General features: G+C 58.3%; 17 protein-coding genes. 9 read left to right on the top strand and 8 right to left on the bottom strand.

The window, feature by feature from the left end; genetic code table 11:
• The first annotated feature begins 372 nt into the window (after positions 1-372).
• Complete coding sequence (locus ABID26_RS34685; RefSeq protein ID WP_292634650.1) at positions 373-585, top strand: cold-shock protein; 213 nt, start codon at positions 373-375, stop codon at positions 583-585.
• A 178-nt stretch (positions 586-763) separates the two neighbouring features.
• Here the strand turns inward: ABID26_RS34685 and ABID26_RS34680 are convergent, their stop codons facing one another.
• The gene (locus ABID26_RS34680) at positions 764-1,225 is read right to left on the bottom strand and encodes a Ros/MucR family transcriptional regulator (protein ID WP_354418003.1); all 462 of its coding nucleotides are present in this window, start codon (positions 1,223-1,225) and stop codon (positions 764-766) included.
• 376 nt (positions 1,226-1,601) lie between these two features.
• Between ABID26_RS34680 and ABID26_RS34675 the strand changes: the two genes are divergently transcribed.
• The 3 genes from ABID26_RS34675 (at position 1,602) to ABID26_RS34665 (ending at position 4,378) form a co-directional block, all read left to right on the top strand.
• On the top strand, positions 1,602-3,254 hold the full coding sequence (locus tag ABID26_RS34675; RefSeq protein WP_354418013.1) for an MFS transporter: 1,653 nt from the start codon (positions 1,602-1,604) through the stop codon (positions 3,252-3,254).
• 216 nt (positions 3,255-3,470) lie between these two features.
• Positions 3,471-4,073 carry a COG3904 family protein gene (locus ABID26_RS34670; protein ID WP_354418001.1) on the top strand — a complete coding sequence of 201 codons (603 nt, stop codon included), beginning with the start codon at positions 3,471-3,473 and terminating at the stop codon, positions 4,071-4,073.
• Positions 4,070-4,378 (top strand): hypothetical protein, encoded by a 309-nt coding sequence (locus tag ABID26_RS34665; RefSeq protein WP_354417999.1) that lies wholly within the window; start codon positions 4,070-4,072, stop codon positions 4,376-4,378. Before ABID26_RS34670 ends, ABID26_RS34665 begins: the two co-directional genes overlap by 4 nt.
• A 66-nt stretch (positions 4,379-4,444) precedes the next feature.
• On the opposite strand, the gene ABID26_RS34660 is transcribed toward ABID26_RS34665, so the two are convergent.
• On the bottom strand, positions 4,445-4,738 hold the full coding sequence (locus tag ABID26_RS34660; protein ID WP_354417996.1) for a GNAT family N-acetyltransferase: 294 nt from the start codon (positions 4,736-4,738) through the stop codon (positions 4,445-4,447).
• 455 nt (positions 4,739-5,193) lie between these two features.
• Between ABID26_RS34660 and ABID26_RS34655 the strand changes: the two genes are divergently transcribed.
• The 3 genes from ABID26_RS34655 (at position 5,194) to ABID26_RS34645 (ending at position 8,511) form a co-directional block, all read left to right on the top strand.
• Positions 5,194-5,877, top strand: coding sequence for an antitoxin Xre/MbcA/ParS-like domain-containing protein (locus ABID26_RS34655; protein ID WP_354417995.1), 684 nt, complete (start codon positions 5,194-5,196; stop codon positions 5,875-5,877).
• Positions 5,878-6,333: 456 nt separating this feature from the next.
• Positions 6,334-6,987: an antitoxin Xre/MbcA/ParS-like domain-containing protein gene (locus ABID26_RS34650; protein WP_354417994.1), complete on the top strand. Its 654-nt coding sequence runs from the start codon at positions 6,334-6,336 to the stop codon at positions 6,985-6,987.
• Between the two features lie 360 nt (positions 6,988-7,347).
• Positions 7,348-8,511, top strand: coding sequence for a porin (locus ABID26_RS34645; RefSeq protein ID WP_354417993.1), 1,164 nt, complete (start codon positions 7,348-7,350; stop codon positions 8,509-8,511).
• 654 nt (positions 8,512-9,165) lie between these two features.
• On the opposite strand, the gene ABID26_RS34640 is transcribed toward ABID26_RS34645, so the two are convergent.
• Positions 9,166-9,624: a hypothetical protein gene (locus ABID26_RS34640; RefSeq protein WP_354417991.1), complete on the bottom strand. Its 459-nt coding sequence runs from the start codon at positions 9,622-9,624 to the stop codon at positions 9,166-9,168.
• 503 nt (positions 9,625-10,127) lie between these two features.
• Here ABID26_RS34640 and ABID26_RS34635 point away from each other — a divergent pair.
• On the top strand, positions 10,128-10,670 hold the full coding sequence (locus ABID26_RS34635) for an AAA family ATPase (protein ID WP_292452460.1): 543 nt from the start codon (positions 10,128-10,130) through the stop codon (positions 10,668-10,670).
• A gap of 398 nt (positions 10,671-11,068) precedes the next feature.
• Here the strand turns inward: ABID26_RS34635 and ABID26_RS34630 are convergent, their stop codons facing one another.
• Positions 11,069-11,434 (bottom strand): hypothetical protein, encoded by a 366-nt coding sequence (locus ABID26_RS34630; RefSeq protein ID WP_354417988.1) that lies wholly within the window; start codon positions 11,432-11,434, stop codon positions 11,069-11,071.
• A gap of 301 nt (positions 11,435-11,735) precedes the next feature.
• On the opposite strand from ABID26_RS34630, the gene ABID26_RS34625 reads away from it, so the two are divergent.
• Positions 11,736-13,379 carry an MFS transporter gene (locus tag ABID26_RS34625; RefSeq protein WP_354417986.1) on the top strand — a complete coding sequence of 548 codons (1,644 nt, stop codon included), beginning with the start codon at positions 11,736-11,738 and terminating at the stop codon, positions 13,377-13,379.
• Between the two features lie 120 nt (positions 13,380-13,499).
• On the opposite strand, the gene ABID26_RS34620 is transcribed toward ABID26_RS34625, so the two are convergent.
• From ABID26_RS34620 to ABID26_RS34605, 4 genes are all read right to left on the bottom strand, one after another.
• Entirely contained in the window at positions 13,500-13,922 is a 423-nt protein-coding gene (locus ABID26_RS34620; RefSeq protein ID WP_354417984.1) for a DUF5615 family PIN-like protein, read from the bottom strand.
• Entirely contained in the window at positions 13,919-14,572 is a 654-nt protein-coding gene (locus tag ABID26_RS34615) for a DUF433 domain-containing protein (protein ID WP_354417982.1), read from the bottom strand. Before ABID26_RS34615 ends, ABID26_RS34620 begins: the two co-directional genes overlap by 4 nt.
• 406 nt (positions 14,573-14,978) lie before the next feature.
• Complete coding sequence (locus tag ABID26_RS34610; protein ID WP_127410132.1) at positions 14,979-15,275, bottom strand: helix-turn-helix domain-containing protein; 297 nt, start codon at positions 15,273-15,275, stop codon at positions 14,979-14,981.
• A gap of 14 nt (positions 15,276-15,289) precedes the next feature.
• The gene (locus tag ABID26_RS34605) at positions 15,290-15,661 is read right to left on the bottom strand and encodes a type II toxin-antitoxin system RelE/ParE family toxin (protein ID WP_354417980.1); all 372 of its coding nucleotides are present in this window, start codon (positions 15,659-15,661) and stop codon (positions 15,290-15,292) included.
• Between the last annotated feature and the right edge of the window lie 286 nt (positions 15,662-15,947).

Raw genomic sequence — 15,947 nt, 5'->3', positions numbered from 1 at the left:
TTGAGGATAGGCTCGACGAGCAACCCTCGCTTCAACACTGCCAGTGTAGGGCGAACCACCTCACAGCCGGCAACCAGAAAGGACATAAGGTCTTATAGTCGGCATTCTCGATCTGCGCGTCATAGCGAGGTTGCTCTGCCCTGGCGAGCGGATCGCACACGACGCTTTTGGACTAACTGTCCAGTCATGGCGAGCGATGGCAGTTGCAGCCATAAGGGACAAAGCAGTTGTTGCGCGTTTACGGCCGGTATCGTGCAGGTGATTTTCCTCCTGGCAATCCAAGGGCCTTGCGATTTCTCGTTTTTGCTGCGCCTATCCCCAAGTCAGAATCTTGGGCAAACCAACACTGCAACTGATACAAAGGAAAAATGCATGGCAACTGGCACTGTGAAGTGGTTCAACAGCACGAAGGGCTACGGCTTTATTCAGCCCGATGCGGGTGGCCCAGACGTTTTTGTCCACATTTCGGCTGTGGAGCGTTCGGGGCTTTCGACTCTCGCTGACGGGCAAAAGGTTAATTACGAGATCGAGCAGGACCGCCGCACCGGGAAATCCTCAGCCGGCAATCTCAGCAAAGTAAAGTGAGCTGACGGCCTCTTGCGCATGCGGAGCAGCCGCCCGGCGGTGGCCCATACCGTCCCCTCGCAAACGAAATCGTACGGGAACATAAATCGAGCATGCCGTGCGCAAGTTGCTACCTTAGCGCGAATGCGACGAAAGGCGGGTTCTCCCCGCCTTTCAAGTCAGCGCGCCGGAACAACGCTCAGGCCGCGCCGTTCTTACGGGTCCTCTTTGCAGGGGCTGCCTGTTCGGTCTGATTAGGCTTTCTACCTAGGCCCATGGTCTTGGCTAAAGCCGAGCGCGTCGCGGCATAGCTCGGGGCGACCATCGGATAGTCTGCCGGCAGGCCCCACTTGGCGCGGTATTCTTCAGGCGTCAGACCATAATGGGTCGCGAGATGCCGCTTCAGCGATTTGAACTTTTTTCCGTCCTCCAGGCTGATGATGTAGTCGGGCGTAACCGATTTCTTGATGGGAACGGCAGGCTTGAGGTCCTCGGGCTTCGCCACCGGGCCGCCGATCGTGCCTTTTAAGGCGGCATGCACCTGGTCGATCAGGCCAGGCAGGTCGCCCACTGGAACCGGATTGTTCGATACGTAAGCCGACACGACGTCGGCGGTAAGCTCGATGAGGGCATCACTATTGTTCTCGATTTCTTCTGTCACGGAATGCTCCTGATTTTAATGGCTTCTGCAAAATTCAGCTTGATTAATGAAGGGAGCCGCAGAACGCAATGAAAGTTGCGTTGTAGCCCACTGAATACGGTCGTCTCAAAGCGGCGCGCGCATTACGCGCATGAATAGACACGTCGCCACCGCCCAAAACTTCCAGTAGAATGATCGAACGGGCCGCTAGGGCGCATTGGTGATGGCTGGACAGGTATTTCCAGCAGAACGGTTTCGTTTGGCTTTGAAGTAGCCCTCGAAAATTACTTCGGTTCGGCACTTGCAATGCCCTGATCCTGCCACTCTCCATAGGCAAGTGCGCCAAAGGGAGAAATCTCCAACTAAACGTGTTCACGACAGAGAAAGGGCTCGCCCAATGAGCAGGGTGGCACGCGCGGACGCAGCGTCCGTTTCGTCGGCGACGTTCGCGCCGCTGGAGAGCCCCACCTTTCGCGCGATCTGGCTTGCCGCACAGGTCTCCGGTCTAGGCTGGCTGTTTCAGACGGTTGCGGTCAGCTGGCTGATGGCGACCATTTCGACCTCGGACGTGATGGTCGCCCTGGTGCAGACCTCCACGACCCTGCCGGTGTTCATTCTGTCGATCTTCGCCGGGGCCATTGCCGACAATTTCAGCCGCCGCACTGTCATGGCACTCGGCTGGTGCGTGATTGCCTTGTCATCGATCATGCTGACCGCGCTTGTCGGGATGGGATTTTACAATCCCTGGCTGATCCTCGCCTTCAGCTGCCTGGCCGGATGTGGCGCTGCCTTCACTGATCCGGCTTGGCACGCTTCTGTTGGCGACATCCTGCGAAAACGCGAAGTTCCGGCAGCGGTCACGCTGATCTCGGTCGGCTACAATGCCATGCGAAGCATCGGTCCGGCGCTCGGCGGCGTCGTTGTCGCCTCCTTCGGACCTCTGACGGCTTTCGCCGCAGCGACTTTGACCTATGTGGCGATGCTGTGGACCATAGGACTTTACAAATGGAGCGGTCGCTCTTCGCCGCTTCCCCGTGAGCCATTGACCACCGCCATTTTTGATGGTGCCCGCTTCACGGCGCTGTCCGGGGAAATCAAGGCGGCAATTGCGCGTGGAACCCTGTTCGGACTGACCAGCATTTCCATCCTCGCGCTTCTGCCTCTCGTTGCCCGGGACCAACTCGGGGGAGGGGCGATCGCCTATGGTGTCCTGATGGCAGGATTTGGGGCGGGCGCCTTGTGTGCGGGCATTTCCAACAACGCGCTGAGACGGTCACTGTCGCAGGAGCGGCTGACGACGCTCGCCTGTATTGCCTGCGCCGCCTGCTGCCTTTCGCTTGCTTTTACGCCCTCCCTGGTGGTGGCCACGATTGCCTTGACGCTGGGAGGTGCGGGCTGGGTGGTCACCTGGACGGGGCTTGACGTCAGCGTGCAACTGTCGAGCCCGCGGTGGGTCGTCGGCCGCACGCTCTCGATCTACTCGGCCCTCTCGTCGGGAGGCATCGCGGCCGGAAGCTGGCTGTGGGGCGTGGTGGCCGAAAACTATTCTCTCACCCTGGCGCTGGACATCTCTGCGGGCGCTCTCTTGTTGGTTGCCGCCACCGGATTGCTGCTCCCGATCCGCCAGTGGAAAGAGGCCGACCAGGATTCCCTTGGCTTCGAAACCCCAGCGCTCGCCCTCGACTTGAAGTCGAGAAGCGGCCCGATCGTGGTCAAGATCGAGTATTCCATACCGGAAACCAATGTCGAAGCCTTCCTCGACCAGATGCAGGAACGCCGCCGGGTGCAGAGCCGCGCCGGCGCCCGGCACTGGAACCTCCAGCGCGACCTTCAGGAGCCCTCGCATTGGACGGAGACATTCCGCACGCCGACCTGGATGGACTACCTTCGCCTCAACCATCGCCTGACTGCAGAGGACAAGCAGGTGGACCAGCGCCTCGGCGAACTCCATACGGGAGAGCTTCCGCCCCGCACGAGGCTTGCGATCGAGCGGCCGACCGGGGCACCTCCCAGGCGAGATCAGTCCGCAAGCATCTTCTTCCGACGGTGATCGCATCGACGCGTCTCTGATGAGTGGTCATCGAGCATTGGATTCTGCCTGGAGCAGTTGGCGGGCAGTCGATCATCCGCCCCAAACAGGTGTCGATACCGCTAGCGAATTGAGGCTGCACAGTTTTCGGGCTCTTCCGCCGCAACTTTCGAGCTTTCTTGCGCAACACACATTGTGTAATTCATGGCCGGGCAGACAGGCGGACAGGGGGAGTGAGTGAACAAGTTTGCGTGGCTGGCCGGAGGACTACTGTTTGCGGGCGCGGCCGAAGCGGCGGAGATACAGAAACTGCCTCAGGCTCCAGGCGCGCCTGACCTCATTTTGGTGACAGGAGTCATCCAGCCCAACGATGACGTAAAGTTCAACCAGATCGCGGCGACCACAAGCCAAGCCGTCGTGCTCCTCAATAGCGAGGGCGGGTCGGTCCTTCCTGCCCTCGAAATTGGCAGGGCCATTCGCTTGAAGGGCTTCGCGACCGCGGTCGCGAACGACACGCTTTGTGCCTCCGCATGTGCACTAGCATGGCTCGCCGGCACTCCAAGGCTCGTGGGCGAGAAGGCCCACATTGGCTTCCACGCTTCTTACGTGGTCGACAATGGGACGCTCAGCGAAAGCGGCGTCGCAAACGCCTTGGTCGGTGCCTATCTGAACCAGATCGGAATTCCTCAGAGCACCATCGTTTTCGTCACCTCTGCGCCGCCGGCGGGGATGGCTTGGCTCTCGGAAAGGAAGGCGGGCGAACTTGGGCTCCAGGTCGCCTCGTTCCAACCGCTGACAACCCCGTCGTTGGAACCTGGCAACGATGATATGATCCGATGAAGACGGTGGCCGCTTTCTACAACGCCTTGTCGAATGCAGACGGTGCTTCCGCGGCGGCTTCAGTTGTTCCTGAGAAGCGTGGCATCGGACCATTCAGCGAAACGTCCATCCATTCGTTTTTCTCCGGACTTTCCACTCCGCTGAAACTCCGGTCGGTTTCCAAGGAGGGTACCGATAGCGTTATTGCGACATACAGCTACGTTCGTGCAAACGGGACTGCTTGCGATGGGCGCGCCGAAGTGAGGACGACCTACAGATATGGCAAGACCCTGATCAGCAGGATAAGCGCCCTCAACGGTTGCTAGCCCCGTCATATAGACTCGCCAGGACGTGCGCGCTCCATTTGAAATCAAGAAAAGGCTGCGTGAGGGTCAGGTCGGATATCTCGTAATTCCGTAATCCCCGATCTGACGGGAGCCGAGCGCTTCATAGGATCGCCGCACTGCTCGGGCCCTCCTGAAAAGTACCGCGCGCGTGACACCGTCCCGGGCCGCCTCGCGGAGTGCTCCCGTTGCCACGGCCCGGCCATATCCCCGATTGCGAACTTCGGGTGGCGTCCAGACGCCACCGATCTGCACTGGCTCCGAAGTTTCGGGCGGTCCAGGTGCAGAGCGACACCAGCTCTCCGTCCGCTTCCAGAAGGAAAGCCCGCCCGCGGCCAACATGCCCCTCGATTGCCCACCACACTCGGGAAGAGCCTGGAACTGGAGGAATGGGCCTATCGTCTTCTCGCTGTGCGGACTAATGCGGCGCGAGAAGATCGGGCTTGCGCTCCCGACCGTATTCCTCAATACCGCCGGGGCAGCGTTGTCGCCGACGGCAACGACCGGAGCCCCTTCGGTTTCGCGTCCTGGTCGCCAGCGTTGGACGAAGCGCTTTAAGCCGTGCGGCTTGACATGGCCCGCGAGCGCTGAGCCACTTTGGCCTGAAGCCGACGAAGTTTATCGCGTTCGCGACGACGTCGAAGAGAGGACAGTCGACGGACAAAATATTCCGCTGGCAGGGGATTGACATCCCTTATAGTCAACGTAGAGATATGCCCCCTTATAATCAGTCGGATCATAACCAGAGGCGTTTTCGCTCGTCCAAATACGGCCGTTTGTTGCCGGAAAGCCCATATATGAGTGGATCGGGGGATCTTGGGGAGGAAAAGCGCCAGACCGAGCTTTCACGCTCTGTCATGAGGGAGGCGCAGCGCGTTCTTGCCCACCGCGATGAGGCAAAGCAGGATGAAAATCCTGCTGTTGGCCCCTCGGGTTTTCCTTCCAACGATTTGACTGCCTTGGCTGCCGAATTTCTTGGCAGGCTCAAGGCTGAAGCAGCGCCACGGCTAAACGCCCAGGCATGTGAGATTGCTTCGCCACCGCGACCAGCCAAACGTCCGCTCGCGCTTTTGGGTATGGAAGATTGCCCCAGAGAAGGCGCGCACATTACAGAGTGGGCCGGTCCAGTCGCAGGGTCGACACATCTAGAGAGACGCTTCGGAATACCGCGGTCCACGCTGCATTGGTGGCAGCGGCACAATGATGTGGTGGCCCTTCGCAAAGGCTCCCGCAAGCATGTATTTCCCTTAGCTCAGTTCATCGACGGCAGGCCTCTGCCCGGCATCAGGCAGGTGCTTACCACGATCTCTGATCCCAGATTGGCGTGGCTGTGGCTGATCAGCCCTTCGCCTCTTCTCAACGGCCACGCTCCTATCCAATTGCTCAGAGAAGGTATGGACATAGACGTTGCTTCGGCGGCGGAGGCTCTTTCTCGTGATTCAGACTATCTGGCGACGGGTCTTTCACCGTTCTTCTCTTAACAATCAATTCGTTCGTCTAGTGGCTAAGTCTATAACAGGCGCTTGATGCGGCAGGGAAATCGTTTCATCGAGATTGTACAGTTTGTGCAGATGTACAATTGTGCAATTCGTGCAGTGAATACGTCAAAAATAGTTGCAAAATAGCAACTACTAATTTACATAAATCTGAAGAGCTGAAATTCGAAGTTGCGCAACCCTATGCATTGGGTAGCGTCCCGCTGCGAAGGGTGTGCCGCGCGCATCTTCTTTTAATCGTGGTGACAAGGCGCGGTACGTCCGTCGACGTCCTCCCCTTTTAAAAGCTTTGAATGGAGCTCAAGTATGGCCATCAAGAGCCTTCTTCCGGTTCAGCTGCCGGCTCCGCGCTGAGCTTACGACATCGCCTTCCTCCAACTTTAATGTCCTCAACGCTCTTTCGGCGGGTTTGCTGAGAGGATGCTATCGGGAAAACCAGATATGTCCGGGACGACTGATCTTGGGGATGAAAAGCGCCAGAGCGAGCTTACAAGCTTTGTCATGAAGGAGGTGCAACGCATTCTTGCCCAATCTAATGAGGCGAGGCAGGGTGAAAAGGCTGCTGTTGTGCCTTCGGGTTCTCCTTCCAACGATTTGACTGCCTCGGCCGCCGAATTTCTCAGCCGGCTTGAGGCCGAAGCAGCGCGACGGCTAAACGCCCAGGCAAGTGAGATCGCTTCGCGCCCCCGGTCAGCCGATCATCCGCTTGTGCATCCGGTTGTGGAGGATTGCCCTAAAGAAGGCGCGCGCATTGCAGAGTGGGCCGGTCCAGTTGCAGGGTCAACGCATCTGGAGAAACGTTTCGGAATACCGCGTTCCACGCTGTATTGGTGGCAGCGGCACAATGATGTGGTTGCCTTTCGCAGAGGCTCCCGCAAGCATGTATTTCCCTTGGCCCAGTTCATCGATGGCAGACCTATACCCGGCATCAAGCAAGTGCTTTCCTCGATTGCCGATCCAAGAGTAGCGTGGCTGTGGCTGATCAGCCCTTCGCCTCTTCTCAAAGGCCGCATTCCTATCGAATTGCTCAGAGAAGGTATGAGCATCGACGTTGCGTCGGCTGCCCAAGCCCTTGCTCTGATCGAATCTCTCTGACGATTACCGGGCGCCAGCCTCCTCATCCGAAAGCCGGTACCTTTAGCGCGGTGGCTGTTTTCCGCGCACGCTAATACGTGCGCACAAAAGTCGATGTGCGAAATTGTGCGGTTTGTGCAGTTGTCCAATTGTGCAGTTGTGCGATTCGTGCAAGTAATATTGCCAAGTTAGTGACAAAAATGCAACTGATACTTTGGCATCTCGCTTGCAGGCAGTATTTGATCTTGCACAAATTCGGCCGATGAATAGCGTCGAGCCGTGAAGGATGCATCGCGATGCGCATCTTTTTCGATCGTGGGGATAGGGAGCGGTTCGTCTATCGACGTTCTCGCCCTTTTCAAATCTGAATGGAGATAAAGTATGAACATCAAGAGCCTTCTTCTCGGCTCAGCTGCGGCCCTGATCGCAGTTTCCGGTGCTCGCGCCGCCGACGCGGTGACGGTCGCCGAGCCGGAACCGGCTGAATACGTCAAGATCTGCGACGTATATGGCTCGGGCTACTTCTACATCCCCGGCACCGAAACCTGCCTGCGCATCGGCGGCTATGTCCGTTATGACATCGGTTTCGGCGACGTCGGCTCATACGACGGTGCGACCAACGAGGATCATGAGGACGGCAGCCGCAACCATACCTACTACAAGAATGCCCGCTTCAGCCTGAAGACCTGGACCGGCCAGGAAACCGAACTCGGCACCCTGAAGACCTATACGGAGACGCGCTTTGACTTCGGCAATGATCAAGGCGACTTTGGAACGGCTCCCAATCCCGCGCACAACCAGGCCGTCAATCTAAAGCACGCCTGGATCCAGCTCGGCGGTCTTCGGATTGGCAAGACCGACACCGCGTTCGAAAGTTTTATTGACTATGCCGGTAACGTTCTCAACGACACGCTGGTGCCGTACGGCGACTTCAACACCAATGCCATCCAGTACTACTTCGACGCCGGCAACGGCTTCTCGGCCGTGGTCTCGCTCGAAGAAGGTTCGGGCGTTAAGGGCACGATTGACAGCTACGTGCCGCACGTGGTCGGCGGCGTGAAGTATACGCAGGGCTGGGGCGCCATCAGCGGCGTCATCGCCTACGACAGCAACTATGAGGAAGTCGCCGGCAAGCTCCGTTTGGACGTCAATGTTAGCGACGCAGTCTCGCTGTTCGTCATGGCCGGCTACGGCACGGACGACAACCTGTCGGATCCGACCTGGGCCATCCCGGGCCGCGGTCGCGGCATCTACAAGCAGTGGGGCGGCAACTGGGCTGTGTGGGGCGGCGGCACCTACAAGTTCAATGAGAAGACCTCGTTCAATGCTCAGGTTTCCTACGACGAGTGGAAGAACCTCGGTATCGCGGCGAATATCGCTTATGATATCGTTCCCGGCTTCACGGTCACGACTGAGGTCGATTACCTGCATGCAGGCCGCTTCGACGAATTCGGTGCTGCTTCTCCTGCTCCGGCCTTGAACTGGACCGGTGCTGACAAGAAGAACAGTGTCGGCGGTTTTGTTCGGTTCCAGCGCTCATTCTGAGGATTGGAGGCCTGGTCCCGGCGCTCGTGGTGGTGACTACGAGCGCTACCACCTGAGACCAAACAGGGCGGCGAAGGGGCCACAAGGTTGTCGGCGGATTGCTTGTCACTGACCTCCAATCCGAGCATTTCGTCGATAAGAAGGGCGCCCAGTTGCCGGGCGCCCTTTTTCTGGCCGCACTGATCATTAATTCCCCGATAAAACGGGTGTGCAAATTGTAGGCCGGCTGATCGCCGGCACCGGTGGTATTCTCTTGAGCGTTCTGATGACCGAAGACGGTCGCCGACCGGTTCACCGGTCGCGAAATTGCAATTGCGATGGCCATTTTCGTCAACTCATGGCCGGCGCGCAATTTCACTCATGCTCCTGCCATGGATTGCCGTAAGGTCGGAGCATCACACCGTCAATCTCGCTATCGCAGGGTGGATCTGATCGGCCTCGGCCTCATGGCTTGTATATCGCGCGCCAGAGAGGGCTCTCCCCGTTGAAGGCGAGCGAGGCAGTCTGAACTCCTAAACCGTCTGCGCAGTGATTTCGTTGAGCGAGGCTGGTCCATGGCTACAGCTGGATCAACGATCATTATCCTTCGCCTCCGTGACCAACCTGATCCTCGGACGTGGTCTAACAGAGCTGCCGCTCGGGAAAGCAGTTTTACTAGAGGATATTCGGCCGTCGCGGATGAGTTTTCGGCCCTGGACGGCTACTGAAGGCTTCTTCGGGTGCAGGCTCACCAGCAGTCTCGACGAGAGGATCGACTGCGGGGAACAGATGGCGATCGCGCAGTATTGTTGAGAGCCGCGCAGGAGAAAGCAGTAGATCGTATTCTCGCAGTCTAGCTCTTGCCCACTCACACATGCGCGTCAGCTCAGTTTCACTGTCCTGCGCTGCATTGACAGCATACGTATCGATCCAGTTTCTTAGGTCAGCAGCACGCTTTCTTTCTTCAACGAACTGTTCCAGCACCGCCAAGCGTTCGCTCTCACGTCGACGTCGGGCGATAGCTTTCCCCTGCAACTGAGCGGGCTGGAAAGTTCGGCTGGGATGGGAATCGTGCACTTGTAACCTTTCATTGAGATGCCGTCGCGGCAAATGTCGCAATTGGAGAATGGCCAAGCGTTATTCCTAGTTCTGCTTGAAACCACCCGTTTCTTGCGCTGACAACTCGCCCGCGACAGGCAATTCCCATAAATATGAAATTATCATGCATCATGAGCGTCTGAAGGGTCGCCATCCCGGTCGCTAGACTCTGGGCACAGCGTGTCAAGAGCTCAATCGGGGGGTGTCTTCGCAAGGAGAGAGTCTCAGCGCGTCGGTATCGACGCGGAGACCCGAAAGAGCCGCCTCGAGCAAGTTGTATTGCCGGATCTCCGTTCGCGACGTCGGTGATGCTCTCGGCCTGCATGCCGCGACGGTGCCGTGGAGCCAACGAGTTATGCCGTAATTCGAAACGTTTGCGGCAGGGAGCGGAATAGTACGCACTCTTGATTGTCATCCCATGCCCGTTGCAGACGTTCCGCTGCATCTCTATCATGGAGCCGCGCCGAACATCGCCTTCTGCGATTGCAACGCTCCCTGTCGGCGCTTCTCCCCCTTAACAACAGAACCGAGGATGGCACATGTGTGACCATTTGTTTGTCGTGACCGGTGGACCCGGTTCAGGAAAAACTAGCTTAATTGAAGCGCTTGCGCTCAAGGGTATTCAGCACATGCCCGAGGCCGGCCGAGCAATCATTCAGGATCAGGTCAGGATCGAAGGCAATGCGCTGCCTTGGGCGGACAGATCGGCGTTCGCGGAACTCATGCTCGGATGGGAGCTTCGATCACATCGAGAGGCATCAGGGATGGCCGGTCCTGTGCTGATGGATCGCAGCATACTTGATGTGATCGGCTATTTGAGCCTGTGTGGTCTGCCCATTCCCGGCTATGCTGAAAGAGCGGCGAGGCTCTTTCGATATAATCGACGGGTCTTCATTGCGCCCTTCTGGGACGCAATATTTTCTCAGGATGACGAACGGAAGCAGGACAAGGGCGAGGCTGAGGCAACTTATCGGATTATGGCCGAGACGTACTCCAGACTAGGGTACGACCTTGTTCATTTGCCTTTGGTGAGCATCGAGGAGCGCGCAGTATTCGTCCTCGAACACATAGGAAATGAATGACCGCTGTCCGCATCGTCGGGCCACGGTGTCGTCGCTATTGGGACCCGCCCGAGTTCGACCCCGCCATGCCGCAACCGCTTCCGCACGATCCTCGAAACAGGCGACGCGCACTTGAACGGCCAGCGACGGCGCAAAGGACAGGAATAGATACGGACTATCCACCTCCGTCGAGCGCGCAGGATGTAATCGGCGAGTACGGCGCCGGTCTCCTCGAGGAGTGGCACCACCCGATCACACTCGAAGGCGCTGCAGTGGCATTGTTGCTGGTTGCGGCAGGGGGAAAGGTGCTGCCCATCGAACTTTGGGAAGAATCGGATCAGGGGGCCGCCGACTTCATCCCACCCAGTTCACGGATCGTCGGCCAAAAATGGAGGGCCGGCGTGGCACTCGAGGCACCCTCACGAGTTGTTCGCGGGCCCGGAGGCTTCGCCATCTGCTGTCCTCAGGGCGAAGCGCGCAGCAGTTGAGCCTTTGGCCATTCGTGCGCCAATATGGATGGTCGGCTGGGTTCCGCCTTTGCGGCTTTTCGTCTCTCGATAAACCAGCAGGGCCATGACCGCTTCGGCGCTGCCAGGGACGGCGTTCCTTGGCAGGCGACGATCGAGCTCCAAGAGCTTGATTTGATCCAGTTCAGACAAATTCAGACAAGTGGTCTTTTGATCGGCTCGATCGCGTCGCGAGCTTCGCCACCAACTCAACTGCGACGACCTGCATTTCCAATCCTTTTGTAAAAACCCCTCATCGTAAGGGTCGAACCCAAGCAAGGTTGGGCTGTTTCACTCAGAGCCGTGAAGGCGGTGCTTTGACAAAAATCCGCTGCAATGGGCCCTCTGACGCGATCCGTGAGCAAGGACTAACTCAACCGGTCTGACGCAGCGCAAGAGCCTCAGGAGACAGCTGGCCGTTGTTCACACCAATTTCTCTACTGTTCACAGCAAAGTACTTCCGCCTGGGCACAAGTCACGTTAAGAAATCCAAGCTCGCATTCCCTGTGCATGCCACTTAGAATCGGATCCGACCTGCGACGATGGGCTTGAGCTCCTCATTGCACAGAGATTGATTGTCATGATTTCGACCGAAGAAGCCGCGTCCCCAGGCTTGCTGGCGCCGCTGAAGGACCCGACCTTTCGTTCCATCTTTCTGGCGTCCCAGCTTTCGAGCTTGGGTTGGCTGATGCAAACGGTGGCGCTCGGCTGGCTTATGGCCACGGTTTCCAGTTCGGACGTTTTGGTTGCGCTGGTCCAGGCCTCATCGACTTTGCCGGCCTTCTTTCTGGCGGTCTTCGTTGGGGCCATTGCCGACAACTATAGCCGCCGCGTGGTCATGATCATCGGTCGTAGCCTCATGATGGCTGCCTCCGCAATGCTGACGATCCTGATGGCCTTTGGCATTCACGATCCATGGATGATTCTCGCGTTCAGCTTTCTCGACGGTTGCGGCATCGCGCTCAGCGACCCGGCCTGGCGCGCCTCCATCGGCGATATCCTGGAGCGCCGGCATCTGCCGGCGGCGGTCACGCTGCTCAATGTCGGATTCAACACCGTACGCAGTGTCGGGCCCGCGCTCGGCGGCATCATCGTGGCGGCCTTCGGGCCGCTTGTCACCTTCGCGCTCACCACACTCGGCTTTGTTGCCCCTCTAACCGCCTTGTGGCGCAACAAGTGGAAAGTCCAAAGCTCATCGCTGCCGCGTGAAGCGCTGATGACGGCCGTCTATGATGGCCTGCGCTTCACCGCGATATCCTCGGAAATCAAGTCGACGATCGTCCGCGGCACCCTGTTTGGGTTTGCCAGCACCTCGACATTGGCGCTGCTGCCGCTGATTGCCCGCGACATTTTGAAGGGTGGCCCGGTCGGCTACGGCATCATGATGGGCGGCTTCGGCGCCGGCGCACTTGTGGCCGGGCTCATGAACCCGAGACTGAGGCAAACGCTGACGCAGGAACGGCTGGTGGTCCTTGCCTGCCTGGCATGCGCGCTCTGCGAGATCTCGCTTGCGCTGACGTCCTCGCTTGCCATCGCGACGGTCTGCCTTGCGCTCGGCGGGGCAGGGTGGGTTACGGCATGGTCCGGACTTGGCGTCAACGTGCAACTGGCAAGCCCGCGATGGATCGTGGGACGCACGATCTCAATCTACAGCGCCTTCACCTATGGCGGTATCGCCGGCGGCAGCTGGTTTTGGGGCGCGATCGTTCAGAACTACTCGCTCCCATCGGCAATGGCTTGGTCCACGGTCGCCACACTGGGCGTCGCCGCGCTCGGGTTCAAGCTGCCGATCAGCAATCGTTCCGAGTCCGAGCTCGAGCCCGCCGGCGCTTTTTGCGCACCCGCGATCGCGCTTGATCTGAAGCCAAGGAGCGGGCCGATCCTTGTCACAACCGAATACACGGTCCTCGAGGAGGACTTGGATCTGTTTCTGCAGATCATGCAGAAGCGCCGCTATGCCCAGAGCCGCGTCGGCGCCCGACAATGGACACTTACACGAGATATCCAGCAGCCATCACGATGGGTCGAGTCGTTTCGCACGCCAACCTGGACCGACTATCATCGGCTGCACCATCGCCTGACGGAAGCCGATAGAGAACTAGGCAACGCACTTCTGGACCTTACGGCAACGACAAATCCGCCCAGAACGAACATCCTAGTCGAGCGTCCTGCCGGAGCGGCGCGCAAGTCGTATTTTCCGACGGCCTATCTATCGCACAAGTGAGGTGCGGTTGAGCACGCTTCATTGCCTCGCCAATCCCTGGACAGTCGAGAAAGAGATTTGCCGGCGAGGCGGCTGCGATAGGCATGAAGGCTTTCGTGGAGCAGGGAGGGTGCGTGGGGTTCAGTCCTCCGACGGCAGCGCATGAATTTCTATCTCAATTCCGCCGTCATCAGCCAACGTGACTTCAACCACCTTGTTGACCAGGTCGCCGCCCTGATCCTCAATCATCTCCAGCGCCGCATCCAACATGGCGATCTGCATGTCTCGATCAATGAAGTCCGGCCCGTTGAAGCAAATTAATCCGGCGTGGAGATCGATGTCGGCGTATTCACCTGCGGACCCAGGGTTCACCTTGGGCCCCCGAAAGTCTACCGAATTGACAGTCACGAAGGTCCAATCCTCCTGAAGGATGAACGCTTTGAGTTCCCAGTCCTTCCAGCCTGCCTTGCCTAACCACACGACATGGGATGACTCCCCATGACCTTCCTGCTGGGCACGTAACGCGAGCTGGGGACTGAGGCATTCGTCAATCAGCAGCTTCACAGGGCTTTGCCGCCCCGAAAGCTTCGACGCGCATCGAGCTTAGCCCCCCGAAGCAGCTTGATCCGAGAGGGCGATGGCCGACCGCGAGGCGGATTGGCCTTGGCGTAGATTGCCGCCAGCTCGATCTTCTCGTCGTCGAGACTGGGATAATCCTCCCGGATACGCTCCAGCGGCACGCCCGCGGCAACCTGAGCGGCCACAGCGTAGACGGGAACTCGCGTGCCCTTGAGGACTGGGGTCCCGCCAAGGATGTGCGGATCAGAAGCGACGGTATCGTGCGCGGCTGCCAGCCTGTGGAGGCGTTTCCACGTTTCGGCGAGGACGCTTTTGAAGTCGATGGTCACGAACTGATTCTGGACCGCCCAATCCTGTTCGAGATCGCTGGCTGGGCTGGACCACAACAGCTCGCGCAGACGCGGACTGAGCAGCCTGATGGCGCGCCGTCGCTCCATCGCGTCCAGGATGCCCGCGGTATGAATATAAAAGTTGATGGCAGCGCAGCCGCCAGGCAGCACACGGCGCCCTTCGTTTTGAACGTACAGCTCCTTCGGCAGGATATCCTCGTCGATGAGCTTGTTGACGTTTTGCACGTCGACGCCAGCGACTACGGCAGCTTCCGTGGTTTTGAGCAGTTCGCTTTCCGCGAGCATCGCGTTCCCCTAATTATTCCTTTATGCGGGAAGATATAGTGCACGCCGTCGATTTGCAATCGGACGCGCTTCCGTTTGGAAGGCAGGGGGCCCAAGCACCGCGCACTATGATAGCATGTACGCGCTAAAAAATTCAATCTAAAGTTGCATAAGACGTGTTTTGTTGCGAACTTTTAGCAGCTTTCCCGACGAGGAAGTGGTCTTGCATTTTGAGTCATAAGTTCGGTATTTCGAGCCAAAAGTTGGTTTCATCGCCCTTGGAGCGACCAGTCGCTGCCACGCTCCCGGATAGACGCCTGCTGATGGGTTCAGAAGAGCGCTGCCCGGCTCGTATGTGAAGGACGTGGAGATGGTTTCAGTCTGAGCGATCCGGTCTCCATAAGACGATACGTCAGGCTTTCCTTAGTCACGCGTCAACGAGCTCGATTTTCAATTTCTTCCCCACGGACCGGGCGGCCTTTTCCAGCGTATCCAAAGACACCGAAACGTTGTGAGGGTCGAGAATCCGTTTGACCTGAGTGCGGCTTGTCCCCATCCGGGTTGCCATCTCGCTTTTGGTTAGAGAGCGTTGCTTACGGGCGTTCTCGATTTCCCACGCAAGCACCCTCTTAATCGCTGCGCCATAGACTTCTTCCCGTTCCCCAAGCCCCTCAAGGAAGTCCTCGAGAGTACCGCCGACGGAAGGATGAGTTTCTCTGTTCATAGCCGGGCCTCTGCTCATTTTGTCTTCTTCTTGCGTTTGCTTTCCTTTTGCCGCCTCTTATGGTCACGAAGGCGACCAATGGCTAAACTGATGGCCTCGTCCTGGCCCCTCTTTCCTTCGTGGCCATGGAGAAGGAGCATCCCGCGTCCCTCGATCGAAAAATACGTTCTGGCTTCAACCCTGCCTCGTTTGATCGTTGAGCGAACTTCCAACACACCATCACGCAGGTTCCTGCAAACAGGCATGCCGACTGGCCAACCGAACTCCACAGTGGCGATATCCTCTCCGACGACTACCCTGTCTTCCTTCGCCAATTCCAGAAGCCAATCACGTACGGGTTCGTTGCCGGATTCTGTAGCGTAAAACGATGCGGTGATCCGCTTCATTGCAATTGCTGTACCTTATAAGGTTCATTTTTGTCAAAATCAAGACCTGGCACACCACGTGCAAGACCGCAAGTCAAAGGCCACGCCTTGCCGCCAGTTCGAAGCAGAGCAGAGGACAAGCTGGCAACCTTGGCACCTTTAACGACCGTCCATCCTTGTGATCGCTCTCGGCGGCCTCTCTGAGCCATCGCACCCCATCGGAGCGCGCTACCACCGCGAGTTCCGCCAACAAGGGCTGGGTTGGCGAAGCCGACAAGGCCGCACAGCGCAATCCAGATCCGAGGCG

The organism is Mesorhizobium shonense (assembly GCF_040545255.1).
Classification (GTDB): Bacteria; Pseudomonadota; Alphaproteobacteria; order Rhizobiales; family Rhizobiaceae; genus Mesorhizobium; species Mesorhizobium shonense.
This window is presented reverse-complemented; position numbering and strand designations above follow the sequence as displayed.